Raw genomic sequence first — 12,593 nt, forward strand, 5'->3', positions numbered from 1 at the left:
TTTATCTTACAATTTGCTTTAACAACGGATGCGATTGTGATGAAAGGAACTCTGTAATAGTAAACTCGGCAAGTTTATGTTTATGGAAGGGATCATCCGCAATAATCATTTCCAGTATTTCCCTTGAATCGGCCTGGGCGATAATGAGGCCACCCGTACGGGGCACCTTTCTGCCGCTTATCAAAAAAACATCAGCTTTATAATATTTTTGCAGATACTTTACATGCGCACTCATGTGTTTATCAATTTCTTCCAGTGGCGCAGTATATTGCAGCTCTATAACAAACATTTCAGCATATATTAAGCTACCAGGTCACTGAATAACTGGATATGCCAGCTGTCCTTAAACGGCACTTCCCATTTATGCTGTAACTCTGTAAGGTTTTGCGCCAGGTTATTGAACACAATGGTATCTGTGCCGATTTTACCTTGCTTTATCAGTTCTTCAAACTGGTGCCGCGAAGCCGACAACACCTTATCACCTTCACGGTACGCCAAATTAAACCTATCAAACAAGCTAATGCCGAATTGCTGCTCTATCTGCTTCATGAAGTTTACGGATTTATCAATGGAGCAGCCACTTGCACCCGCCTGGCTTTCATCTACAATCAGTATCAGGAAACGATTATAACGTACCTCGGCCTTAGCCAGTAACTGATTGTTGTGTGCCGTCCAACTACGGGTAAAACTATCCAGTAAAACCTTTATTTGCTGAACCTCGGCAGCCGTCAGTTCCCTGTCTGCCTGATAAATCCATACTCTTGATCGCAAAGAAAATTCCATTTTGCAAATTTATCGATTAAACAGCAGTTTTTAAGTCATGCCATTATTATAATCCGTTAGCTCTTACCGTTATTTCGGCAATATCCAATACCTTAATTTCCGCTTCCTTTTCGATATGCTTAACTCCATCAGTAAGCATGGTCATGCAAAACGGACAACCTGAAGCAACAATATTTGCCTTGGCACCTAATACATCCAGCATACGTTCGTCGTTGATATCCTTATTCCCGGGTTCCGGCTCTTTGAACATCTGTGCCCCTCCGGCGCCGCAACAAAGTCCATTGCTTTTACAACGCTTCATTTCAACAAGTTCTGCATCTAGTATTTCCAGCGCTTTGCGCGGAGCTTCATATATATTATTGCCACGGCCAAGGTAACATGGGTCATGAAAGGTAATACGCCGGCCCTTAAAGCTTTCGCCACCTTCGGCCTTTAATTTGCCCTCATCAATCAATTGTTGTATCAGTTGCGAGTGATGTATCACTTCATAATTGCCGCCCAAACCCGGATACTCGTTACGTATGGTGTTAAAGCAATGCGGGCAGCCTGTAACTATCTTTTTAATGTTATAACCATTCAGAACTTCAATATTCATCATGGCCTGCATCTGAAACAGAAATTCGTTACCGGCACGTTTGGCCGGATCGCCTGTACAGCTTTCCTCGGTACCTAACACGGCAAAACTAATGCCTACATGCTGTAGTATCTTGCATATATCGCGGGTTATTTTTTGCGCGCGCTCATCAAAGCTGCCGGCACATCCTACCCAGAATAAAACTTCAGGCTCTTTTCCTTCCGCAGCCATTTGGGCCATGGTTATTGGTTGATAGTCCATAATTAATAATTCATGGTATTATTCATCTGATGGTTTCACTGCCATCTGTAAAAACATCTGTTTTGATTACTCAGCCTTCGCCCAATTAAATCTGTCAGCCTGGCTGTATTTCCATGGGGCACCATTATTTTCGGTATTGCCAAACATGTTATTTAAACTGGCCGGCGCCTGCGATTCTTCCATCACCATATAGCTGCGCATTTCGATAATGATTTCCAGCGGATTAATATTGACCGGGCAGGCCTCTACACAGGCATTGCAGGTAGTACATGCCCATAGTTCTTCTCGGGTTATATAATCATCAAGCAGTGCTTTATTATCTGTAAAATCCTTGCCGTTTTTATCCATGTTATCACCAACTTCAGTAACCCTGTCGCGCGTATCCATCATTATTTTTCGCGGGGATAACTTTTTACCTGTAATGTTTGCCGGGCAAACCGAGGTGCACCTGCCGCACTCCGTACAGGTGTATGCATCCATCAGGTTTTTCCAGGTGAGGTCGGTAACATCTTTGGCGCCAAAGCGCCCGGCCTCTGTTGCGGCTGGTACAAATGAGGGATCAAGCATAGCCTTAACCTCATTAGTTACCGAAGCCATATTACTGAACCTGCCCTTAGGATTTAGGTTTGAATAATAAGTGTTGGGAAATGCCAGCAGGATATGAAAATGTTTTGAATATGGCAGGTAATTTAAGAATGCCAATATACCTATTATGTGGAACCACCAGCAAAACCGTTCTACAAAAGCCAGCGACGCAGCATTGGCGGGTAATAAAGGCCCAATAAAATCACTCACCGGGAAACTGCCTGCTTGTACATAATGGCCATAATGAAGCAGCTGCAGTTTATGGTCGGCAGCGTTCATTGTCAGGAATGCGGTCATCAGTAAAATTTCAGTGATGAGGATATAATTGGCATCAGATTTTGGCCAGGCCGTCATCTCCTGGCCTGTAAAACGTTTCAAACGCAAAATATTTCGCCTGATCAGGAATATCACGCAAGAGGCTAACACTAATATAGCCAACACCTCAAAGCTGCCAATGAACAAACCATACAAACTGCCTAAAGGTTTGGAAAATACGCGGTGAGCCCCGAATACACCATCTATTAATATCTCTAATACCTCGATATTAATAATAACAAACCCAACATATACAAATAAGTGCAGTATAGCCGCTATCGGGCGTTTGGTCATTTTACTTTGACCTAATGCAACTTTGGCCATTATCCGCCAGCGTTGCCCGGGCACATCAGTGCGATTAACCTCTCTGCCTAATAAAATATTGCGACGGATTTTGGCTGCGTTTTTCCAAAACAGGTAAATAGCAGCCCCTAATACAATAAAAAAAATTAGCTGACCAATCATTAATTTATTATGCAAGCATAGTATTAAATAACTAAATTACTTATTTGTTTTAATGTGTCAAGGTAGTTAGCGTAATTTTATAAGATATGAATTTGTGGTTTATTTTTATTGATAATTAATTTCCTGATTATCAGTAACAGTACGTGAAATATGAATCTATTTTCAAAAAAAAGTTTTTAAAAATGAAAAAAACGCTACATTTGCAGACCCCAAACGGGATGATGGTATCATAGCTCAGTTGGTAGAGCAAAGGACTGAAAATCCTTGTGTCGCTGGTTCGATTCCAGCTGATACCACCAGAAAAAGCCGCTTACTTGAAGTAAGCGGCTTTTTAGTTTGTATGATTCGAGCTGAATCAGTTTCAAAACTTTTGGTAATTGATCCGCATACCTTAATGATGTTTATTTTCCACTAAGCCGGGCGTTTAGCGCTTTTGTATGTTGATTGGGAAGCAGCTGTTCTGCGCGTTTGGCCCATAGCGCAGCATCATGTAATGCAGGATCACCAGGGGGTAAAATTTCTGCAAAAGCATTAGCTACCTCATATAGTAACGTAGCTACTTTGCCGGAGTATTGTGTTGATGCAAGTCGTTTTTCTTCAGCAAAACCAGCTATTTTTGTGCTATCCTGTTTGCCGCTTATAAAAGGGGCCATTACTTGTTGAAACAACTCTTTATCTTTATTACGGGCAAAAGAAGTATCAATAGCCATTTGTTTTGCAGCCAATCGATATCCCGCCCTTTTAAGGCCTTCCGTCAATTTTAATTTATGGCAATGATAAACGGCAGCGTGGTCCGCTGTGAGTTGCCGGTTCGTGTCAAGCAGCGGGTACAAACGCTCTGAAGCTGCTAACGCTTGTGCTGCAATTGGCCGGTTTCCCTCCGTGGCTGCGGTTCCCCAAACAAAATAGAGCGTATTTTCAAAAAACTGCCCGGCCATCTGTCTGCGCTCAGGCATATCAAACATTTGTAAATTATCTGCGATAACCGGTATCGCGGCAGACCACGTCCGCCCGCTATTGTTGATCAGGAACCGGAGTTCATCAACATTTAAAGGCTTGCCTTTAAATGTTTTCAAGTAAGCATTCAGCACGTCAGCGTTATCCAGTTGCAAGGCAGTACGCATCTTTATATATTCACGCAAAAATCCAATGCTTCTTTCGCCAATACGAAAACGCTGATCAAAAGCCGAAAGCTGTCCCGAAACGCTATCCTGCCCAAGTGCCGCTTTCCCAGCCTCAATAAAATCAGGGGCTGGCATATAATCAGTACGCCGGTTTTGTAAAGATCCACTATTACTAAGGTACAACCAGGTTGGATAGGCCGTAATGCCAAATTTTTTTGATAAAGCAGGCCCTTCACCATTTTCTGCATTAAAGCGATAACAAATAAAATTGTTATTATAATACTCACCTACTTCAGGCAACACAAATATCTCCTGCTCCATACGCTTGCATGGCGCACACCAATCCGTGTAAACATCTACAAAAATAGGTTTGTTTTGAGCCTGAGCTGCAACAAGCAATTGTTTCCAGGTACCTTTAAAAAATTGAATACCTTCTGTTTTTTGCCCCCTTGCAATATTAGTCAGTCCAGAGATAGCAAATAGGCAAATAAGAAACCTGATAACAACTCTTTTGGGAAAATATAAAGAGATCAAAAGCGACATAAAATTCATAGGTATAAGAGGTAAAATATAATACAAATATAGGTTGTTATATTCGTTGTCTTAATTATTAACCAAGCAAAAAGCCTTCGGTACATTCCGAAGGCTTTACTACTTACTATAACTTATGCTAATATTGTGCTATATCAGCATCAATCCATTTCAGCCGTTTACGCAAAAAGTCTTTTACATAATCAACCTCTGCATCATAGTTACCAAGCACAACCGCGTTTGGCCAAACATATTGATCCAGTATTGGCCATTTGGTAAAGTTTTTTCGCTGTGAATATTTTAAATAAGCGGCAGTTTCGTCGATATCTGTAAAAATCGAATCGACCGCCGTGTGCCGGATCTCGTTCCAGCGTACTTTTACCTTGCTTCTGAAGTTTACATCTTTAAACAGGTTGATCATCCAGCTGGCATCACGTATATACCAACTATCCGGATCCTTGGCAACCGAATAATCCACATTGCCCGAGCTGAGATCAAAATCCCAAACAGGTCCCATCCCCAGCTTGCCGCCACGGTCTTTATAATAGTAAATACTGCTAAAATCACGTCCGTCCTGATTTTTAACTACCTCCTCAACAAAAAACCAGTTCATGAAAGATTGCACGTTGATATATTTAGCATAGCCATTAACCGGGTCGGCAGAGTTTGCAGCAAACAAAGCATCTTCCGTTGCCTGCATATAGTTTTGTATGTAGGCCAGTTGCTGTGGTGTAATATCTTCAGGCGATTTAATGGTAAAGGGAAGGTTCTTTTTTGTTACAAACCAGTATTTTTCGTCCTTACGCTGATCAAGTTCCAGTAAATAGCCGCCTGTAAGTGCGTCTCCCGAATTATCACCACTGCCCATCTCGGTGATATTAACCCGCTTACTATTTACTTCAACCTGGCTGGTAAGCAAGTAATTCCCTAAAAATTCGCCATTCATAATAACTTCCACAAAGCGGCTTTGCGGTGCAAAATCAGATCCTATGCGGCGCGCGAATTCCAACGCTATGCGATTGCGTAGTAAAGTTTTATCATCATAATTGGCAAGCAGCACCCAGTTTTTTGCAGCCGGCATACCCAGCATGGCGGCTTTGTCATTAAATTTCAGGCGGTAAGGCTTTTTCGGAAAGTTTGCCCAGGTGGAGTTACCACGGCCTTTTATTTTTAACGGAATAGAAGTAACCTCCTGTGTATAACGGTTATTACCATCAACTACAACGGTACCATTTACATAATTATCCTTTGATACAACCGGCCCATCTGTTGTTAAATAAAGTATCGGGATGCCGGTAAATACCCTTACTGTAAATTTGTATTGCCTTTTTGTGCCTTTTGCAGATGTTAATGTGTAAGTAACCGGCTTACGCAGATCAAGCTTGGTTTGCCCGCTTACCTGCAGCGTATCATCCTTACTCACCGTTGAGTTATGTGCTGTAAAAGTAATAACAAGCTTTTCATCCAGCTTCATTACATCGGGCAGTACTGCATTAATCTCATTAGCGTTGATATCGCAATTTATATCAGCCGTAATAACACCCGGATTTTTTTTAGCCTCCAGTTTTACAGATACCATGGAAACGCTGTCGGCGTTTTCATCAGGCGTTGGTTTAGGCTGCTCTTTGATGATCACCTCTTTGCGGCAACCAAAAACAGCAATAGTTATGAACAGTACTGGTAAAAGTTTTTTAATCATATAGTATCAATTAGCGAGGGGCTAAGATACTAAGAATAAATAATTTAACGGTTAAAAAAATTAACAGCTAACTTAACCTGTTATACTTCGCTCAAGTATTTGTGAACAAAACTGATGGCCATAGAGCCTTCGCCAACGGCGGATGCAACACGGTTCATGGCCCCTGCCCTAACATCGCCGGCGGCAAAAATACCAGGGCAACTGGTTTCAAGCAGGTACGGGTCCCGGTCATTTTTCCAGGTCTTTTCAAAATCAGGGCAGTGGTTCAGGTCGCGCCCGGTCTCTATAAACCCTTTATCATTTACGATAATGTCTTTGCAAAGCCATTCGGTAAAAGGCCTGGCACCAATAAAGATATAAAGCGCATCAGCATCAACCATCTTTACCTCGCCGGTATTCAGATCTTTAATTTTAAGTTGCTGCAGGTTGGTATTGCCCAAAGCTTCAGTTATTTCTGTACAAGGCATTACTTTGATATTGCTTTGCCCCCCAAGCTGATCAATAAGATATGACGACATGGTTTCGGTAAGGCTTGGCTTTCTGATGAGTATAAAAACTTCTTTAGCGAATTTTGAAAGGTACATAGCTGCCTGCCCTGCCGAGTTACCTCCGCCTACCACATACACATGCTTGTCTTTACAGGATGCGGCCTCGGTCATGGCGGCGCCATAGTAAATGCCCGCGCCGGTAAATTTATCAATGCCTGTTGTGGTAAGCTGCCTATAATCTACCCCTGTTGTTATCACAATTGCTTTGGTAAGCACCTCTGTATCGTCCTCAAGTACGATAGTTTTGTAATTACCATTGGTTTTTATTTGTTTAACCGCTCTTGGCGATAAAAAATCTGTCCCGAAACGGGTTGACTGCGTGATGGCGCGGCGGGTAAGGTCGGCACCGCTTAAGCCTGATGGAAAACCCAGGTAATTTTCAATGCGCGAACTCGTACCGGCCTGCCCGCCGGGTACTTTTCTTTCTATCAGCAGTGTTTTCAAACCTTCGGACGATCCATAAACCGAAGCTGCCAAACCAGCCGGCCCTGCTCCTATAATAACTACATCATACAAATCATTCCTTACCGACTGGCTGAGGCCTATTTTCCCTGCTATATCATTTACGGTTGGTGTTTTAAGAACTGCGCCATCTGCGCAAATAATAGCCGGAAGGTCTTTAGCTTCCAGCTTATTCAGCTTTATTAATTGTTTGGCTTCATCAGTATTGGCATCAAGCCACTGGTATGGTACAAGGTAGCCAGATAAAAACTCCTTAATATCATGCGACTTGGGCGAATACTGATACCCTACTACTTTAATACCATGAAAATCGGGCTTATAATTACCCTGCCAATCATCCAGCAGATCCGTGATAACCGGATACAGCTTTTCTTCGGGCGGGTCCCAGGGTTTGGTAAGATAATAATCAAGCTTAACCTCATTGATCGCCTTTATAGCCGCATCGGTATCGGCATAGGCGGTTAGCAATACCCTTTTAGCATTCGGAAAATACTGCATGGTGCGGCACAAAAAGTCAACCCCGTCCATTTCGGGCATACGCTGGTCCGACAGGAACAAGGCTACTGTTTCACCCTTATTTTTAAGTTCGAGCAAACTATCCAAAGCTTCTTTGGCCGAAGCAGTATTCAGTATACGGTAGTGCTCCCGGTATTGGGTTTTCAGGTCGCGGCTTATAGCGCGCAGCACCTGCTGGTCATCGTCAATAACAAATATAATAGGCTGGTTCATGTGTAGGGGTTAGTTGTCGTTAATAGGGAAACAAACAGTAAATTCGGTATTACCAGGCTCAGATTTTACTTTAACCGTGCCATTATGCTGCTGACTTATGCGGGTAACCACATCCAGGCCAAGGCCGGTGCCTTTGCCCATATCCTTGGTAGTAAAAAACGGGTCAAATATCTGCGATTGTAACTCCGCCGGTATACCCGGGCCATTATCAGTTATGTAAACGCATACAAATTTTCCGTCTTTTTTAGTTTTAATAGTTAAGACGCCCTTACCATTAGTTTCCATAGCATCAACGGCATTATCTATCAGGTTGGTCCATACTTGGTTAAGTTCGCCGGGAAGTGCTTTAACCTGTGGTATCTGCATATCAAAATCTTCGATCACCTCAACATTGGCTTTACGGAGCTTATGGTTCAACAGGGTGAGCGTATTGCGAATACCTGAATGTATATCAAGCAGCTGCTTATCGGTGTCCTTATCCATGTGGGTAAAGGTTTTTACGGAGCTCACCAACTCCGAGATGCGGTGAGAGGCATCCCTTATATCAGCCACCATTTTTTCCTGCAGCAGATAATTGTTCATCCAGGCCAGTACTACGTTCAGTTTAGGCGAAGGCGTGCAACTATTGAGATGGTCAAGATCGTCAGGGCCAAAATCAAACTCCACAAAATTTTCGGCCATGTCCAAATCTTTAATTTCATGGTCCAGCAGCCAGTCAGTAATTTGGTCCTCTTTATCGGCGCGCTGCATCATGGTAAGCATCTGCTTGTTTTGCTGGCCGGTTTTACTGATCAGCAGGTTATTGATGCTGTCGATCTTTTCGGACGCAATATTAAGGGAAGCCACATCTTTGAACAGTTCGGGGAGTAACTTTACCTGGCATTGCAGTGCCGCCGCCCCCCGGGTGATGGCCGATGCCGGATTATTCAATTCGTGCGCTAAACCTGCCGATAGTTTGCCTAACGCAAACATTTTTTCGTTTTGCTGCTGCATGGACGTAAAATCGCGCACACGGCTGGTCATGGCATGTACAAGCGCCTCAGTCAATTCATAATGCTGCTTAATGGCATCCTGTAACTTTGCTTTTTCAATTTTGAGCATGCGCATATATTGCATAGCCTCGCCGTATCCAAAGGCATTGGTAGCGCGGCTAAAAGGCAGATAGCCGGTAATGGTATGCTCTTTTACAATAAGTACCTCGCGTATTTTAGTGCCCTGCATAGCACATATCCTGAAACGTCCCTCGATAATTATATAAGTTTTATCCAGCGGGTCGCCTTTTTGAAAAAAGCGCTCACCTTCGGGCACCTCAATAGTCTGGCCATTGGCAATCAGCCAGTTTAACTGTTCTTCGGGGACGTGTTCAAGAGCCTGTACGGCCTTTAGTTCATCTAAAGTTATGTTTTTCATGCGGTAAGCTAAGATAATACAAGTATAGTGGATATTTTAATGAAATATGCCTGATTGAGTTGCTGTCACTCCACAATTGCATTCAACAACTTAATCCCTTTTTAAGAATAAAAACATCATCCGGCCCGACTTAAAAACACAGGGAATGGACAGGACGGTTTGTGTTATACTTTTGATTGTAAATTATGTTAGCTGAGTATTAATCGTCAATTAACTCATAACTTAATTAACTAAAATCCTTACCTTTGCGGCTCAAAAAATACCCGTCGTAATGAGTCATTCTGTTCAAATTAAAAACGCGCTGATTTCTGTTTATTACAAAGACAACCTGGAGCCTATAATCCATGAGTTGAACCGCCTTGGTGTAAAAATATATTCCACCGGCGGTACCGAAACTTTTATCCGCGACCTGGGTGTTGATGTAATTGCTGTTGAGGACCTTACATCATATCCATCTATTCTTGGCGGCCGTGTAAAAACCCTGCATCCAAAGGTGTTTGGCGGTATACTTGCCCGCAGAAGTTTTGACAGCGATGAGCAGCAGCTTGCTCAATACGAAATACCGGAGATCGACCTGGTAATTGTTGACCTTTATCCGTTTGAAGAAACCGTAAACTCAGGCGCCAGCCAGGAAGATGTAATCGAAAAGATAGATATCGGCGGAATATCGCTTATCCGCGCGGCAGCAAAAAATTATAAAGACGTTGTAATTGTTGCCTCTAAAGACGATTACACCGAGCTGGAAGAAATGCTAAAAAGCCAGGAAGGCTCTACTACAATAGATCAGCGCCGCCGTTTTGCGCAAAAGGCATTTAATATTTCATCAAATTACGATACCCATATTTTCCAGTATTTTGACGAAAGCGAGCCAATGCCTATATTTAAACAAAGCATACAGCGCAGCATGACCTTGCGTTACGGCGAAAACCCGCACCAGAAAGGTACATTCTACGGTAATCTGGATGCTATGTTTACCAAATTGAATGGAAAAGAGCTATCCTACAATAACCTGGTTGACGTGGATGCGGCAGTATCATTGATTGATGAATTTACTGACCCTACAGTTGCCATATTAAAGCACACTAACGCTTGTGGTATTGCTACACGCGAGCACATTAAAGATGCCTGGATAACAGCCCTGGCCTGCGACCCGGTGTCGGCCTTTGGTGGTATCATCATTGCTAATGATGAGATTGACGCCGCTACAGCTACAGAAATAGATAAGATATTTTATGAGGTGCTTATTGCCCCTGCCTACACCGATGAGGCGCTGCAGATTCTCCAGGCAAAAAAGACCCGCATTGTACTGATACGTAACCGTGTTGAACTGCCGAACAAGCAATTTAAAACCTTGTTAAATGGCGTTATAGAACAGGACAAAGACCTGGTTGTTGAAGGCCCTGATCAAATGACTCCTGTTACAGAAAAACAGCCTACCACACAGGAATTGAAAGACCTTCACTTTGCCAATAAAGTTGTAAAACATACCAAATCAAATACTATTGTAATTGCTAAAAACAATCAGTTAATAACCAGTGGTGTTGGCCAAACTTCAAGGGTTGATGCATTAAGGCAGGCTTTGGTTAAAGCTGCAGAATTTGGTTTTGATGTACATGGTGCGGTAATGGCATCAGATGCGTTTTTTCCGTTTGCAGATTGTGTTGAGATTGGTGCCGATGCAGGTATAACTGCTGTATTGCAACCTGGTGGTTCTAAAAACGACAGTCTTTCGGTAGATATGTGTAACAGCAAAGGCATCGCGATGGTTACTACAGGCGTACGTCACTTTAAGCATTAATTTGGTGAGTAGTAAGCGATGAGTGTAGAGTAATTCTACTTTTTTAATTCGCTGAAATCTCAAATAAAAAATACGATTTACAAAAAAACGGAGTTATTAAATACTAATTAGTTTTTACCCTTAAAAATGATGATCTTCAACCGATTTCATATCAAGTAGGGTACTTAATTACTAACTTTGCAAAATATTTGACACATACGCCTCATGGGTTTATTTAATTTTTTTACACAGGAAATTGCCATAGATCTGGGTACTGCCAATACCCTCATTATACATAATGATAAAGTTGTTGTTGACGAACCATCAATTGTAGCTTTTGACCGCACCACCAATAAAGTTATTGCAATTGGCAGGCAGGCCATGCAGATGGAGGGTAAAACCCACGATAACATCCGCACGGTGCGCCCGCTAAAGGATGGCGTAATTGCCGACTTTAACGCAGCCGAACTAATGATACGCGGTATGATCAAAATGATCAACCAGGGCAAAGGCTGGTTCTTCCCCTCGCTGCGTATGGTTATTTGTATACCATCCGGCATTACCGAGGTTGAAAAACGTGCGGTACGGGATAGCGCTGAGATTGCCGGGGCCAAAGAGGTTTACCTTATTTATGAGCCAATGGCTGCTGCCGTGGGTATTGGTATAGATGTGGAGGAACCTATGGGTAACATGATCATTGATATTGGCGGTGGTACTACCGAAATTGCGGTTATCGCCCTTTCAGGTATCGTGTGCGACCAATCGATACGCGTGGCCGGTGATAACTTTGATTCAGACATCGTACAATACATACGCCGCCAGCACAATATCATGATAGGCGACCGTACTGCTGAAAAGATAAAAATTGAGGTGGGTGCTGCCCTTCCAGAGCTCTCTGAACCGCCTGCAGACTTTGCCGTTCAGGGCCGTGATCTAATGACAGGTGTACCTAAGCAGATCACCGTATCGTACACCGAGATTGCTCATTGCCTTGATAAATCAATATCTAAAATTGAAGAGGCTATATTGAAAGCATTGGAGATTACCCCACCTGAGCTTTCTGCAGATATTTACCAAACCGGCATTTACCTAACCGGCGGTGGTGCACTGCTGCGTGGCCTGGACAAGCGTGTAGCTGCCAAAACCAAACTGCCGGTACACGTGGCAGAAGACCCGCTGCGTGCCGTAGTACGTGGCACAGGCACAGCGCTAAAAAATATTGGTAACTTTAAGTTTTTAATGCAATAATTTTGATGGTGAATGGTGAATAGTTGATTTGGTGAGTAGTTAAACTTACCAGATAACTATTCACCACTCACACAATCAACTA

At 42.8% G+C, this 12,593-nt stretch carries 10 protein-coding genes and 1 tRNA gene; 3 read left to right on the plus strand and 8 right to left on the minus strand.

Going from position 1 to position 12,593, the window contains the following annotated elements; genetic code table 11:
* Position 1: 1 nt before the first annotated feature.
* The 4 genes from ACFQZX_RS11980 to ACFQZX_RS11995 form a co-directional block, all read right to left on the minus strand.
* Positions 2-289, minus strand: coding sequence for a YciI family protein (locus ACFQZX_RS11980; protein ID WP_377115540.1), 288 nt, complete (start codon positions 287-289; stop codon positions 2-4).
* Positions 290-300: 11 nt separating this feature from the next.
* Positions 301-783, minus strand: coding sequence for an ABC transporter ATPase (locus tag ACFQZX_RS11985; RefSeq protein ID WP_377115543.1), 483 nt, complete (start codon positions 781-783; stop codon positions 301-303).
* A 46-nt stretch (positions 784-829) separates the two neighbouring features.
* Positions 830-1,618: a (Fe-S)-binding protein gene (locus ACFQZX_RS11990; RefSeq protein ID WP_377115545.1), complete on the minus strand. Its 789-nt coding sequence runs from the start codon at positions 1,616-1,618 to the stop codon at positions 830-832.
* A gap of 66 nt (positions 1,619-1,684) precedes the next feature.
* Positions 1,685-2,983 (minus strand): 4Fe-4S dicluster domain-containing protein, encoded by a 1,299-nt coding sequence (locus tag ACFQZX_RS11995; protein WP_377115548.1) that lies wholly within the window; start codon positions 2,981-2,983, stop codon positions 1,685-1,687.
* Between the two features lie 223 nt (positions 2,984-3,206).
* On the opposite strand from ACFQZX_RS11995, the gene ACFQZX_RS12000 reads away from it, so the two are divergent.
* Positions 3,207-3,282, plus strand: a tRNA-Phe gene (locus ACFQZX_RS12000).
* 102 nt (positions 3,283-3,384) lie between these two features.
* On the opposite strand, the gene ACFQZX_RS12005 is transcribed toward ACFQZX_RS12000, so the two are convergent.
* From ACFQZX_RS12005 to ACFQZX_RS12020, 4 genes are all read right to left on the minus strand, one after another.
* Complete coding sequence (locus ACFQZX_RS12005; RefSeq protein WP_377115549.1) at positions 3,385-4,650, minus strand: thioredoxin family protein; 1,266 nt, start codon at positions 4,648-4,650, stop codon at positions 3,385-3,387.
* 127 nt (positions 4,651-4,777) lie between these two features.
* The gene (locus tag ACFQZX_RS12010; RefSeq protein ID WP_377115552.1) at positions 4,778-6,337 is read right to left on the minus strand and encodes a CotH kinase family protein; all 1,560 of its coding nucleotides are present in this window, start codon (positions 6,335-6,337) and stop codon (positions 4,778-4,780) included.
* 80 nt (positions 6,338-6,417) lie between these two features.
* Positions 6,418-8,076: an FAD-dependent oxidoreductase gene (locus ACFQZX_RS12015; protein WP_377115554.1), complete on the minus strand. Its 1,659-nt coding sequence runs from the start codon at positions 8,074-8,076 to the stop codon at positions 6,418-6,420.
* Positions 8,077-8,085: 9 nt separating this feature from the next.
* Positions 8,086-9,486, minus strand: a complete 1,401-nt coding sequence (locus tag ACFQZX_RS12020) for an ATP-binding protein (protein ID WP_377115558.1) — start codon at positions 9,484-9,486, stop codon at positions 8,086-8,088.
* 271 nt (positions 9,487-9,757) lie between these two features.
* On the opposite strand from ACFQZX_RS12020, the gene purH reads away from it, so the two are divergent.
* Positions 9,758-11,284, plus strand: a complete 1,527-nt coding sequence (gene purH / locus ACFQZX_RS12025) for a bifunctional phosphoribosylaminoimidazolecarboxamide formyltransferase/IMP cyclohydrolase (RefSeq protein ID WP_377115561.1) — start codon at positions 9,758-9,760, stop codon at positions 11,282-11,284.
* A 204-nt stretch (positions 11,285-11,488) separates the two neighbouring features.
* Entirely contained in the window at positions 11,489-12,511 is a 1,023-nt protein-coding gene (locus ACFQZX_RS12030) for a rod shape-determining protein (protein WP_067054626.1), read from the plus strand.
* Positions 12,512-12,593: the final 82 nt, after the last annotated feature.

This window comes from Mucilaginibacter litoreus, assembly GCF_042676805.1.
GTDB lineage: Bacteria > Bacteroidota > Bacteroidia > Sphingobacteriales > Sphingobacteriaceae > Mucilaginibacter > Mucilaginibacter litoreus.

What these genes read in the sequence shown, in the direction of transcription:
- ACFQZX_RS11980 (WP_377115540.1), bottom strand. Translation starts at nt 289, where the DNA reads ATGTTTGTTATAGAGCTGCAATATACTGCGCCACTGGAAGAAATTGAT.
- ACFQZX_RS11985 (WP_377115543.1), bottom strand. Translation starts at nt 783, where the DNA reads ATGGAATTTTCTTTGCGATCAAGAGTATGGATTTATCAGGCAGACAGG.
- ACFQZX_RS11990 (WP_377115545.1), bottom strand. Translation starts at nt 1,618, where the DNA reads ATGGACTATCAACCAATAACCATGGCCCAAATGGCTGCGGAAGGAAAA.
- ACFQZX_RS11995 (WP_377115548.1), bottom strand. Translation starts at nt 2,983, where the DNA reads ATGATTGGTCAGCTAATTTTTTTTATTGTATTAGGGGCTGCTATTTAC.
- ACFQZX_RS12005 (WP_377115549.1), bottom strand. Translation starts at nt 4,650, where the DNA reads ATGTCGCTTTTGATCTCTTTATATTTTCCCAAAAGAGTTGTTATCAGG.
- ACFQZX_RS12010 (WP_377115552.1), bottom strand. Translation starts at nt 6,337, where the DNA reads ATGATTAAAAAACTTTTACCAGTACTGTTCATAACTATTGCTGTTTTT.
- ACFQZX_RS12015 (WP_377115554.1), bottom strand. Translation starts at nt 8,076, where the DNA reads ATGAACCAGCCTATTATATTTGTTATTGACGATGACCAGCAGGTGCTG.
- ACFQZX_RS12020 (WP_377115558.1), bottom strand. Translation starts at nt 9,486, where the DNA reads ATGAAAAACATAACTTTAGATGAACTAAAGGCCGTACAGGCTCTTGAA.
- purH (WP_377115561.1), top strand. Translation starts at nt 9,758, where the DNA reads ATGAGTCATTCTGTTCAAATTAAAAACGCGCTGATTTCTGTTTATTAC.
- ACFQZX_RS12030 (WP_067054626.1), top strand. Translation starts at nt 11,489, where the DNA reads ATGGGTTTATTTAATTTTTTTACACAGGAAATTGCCATAGATCTGGGT.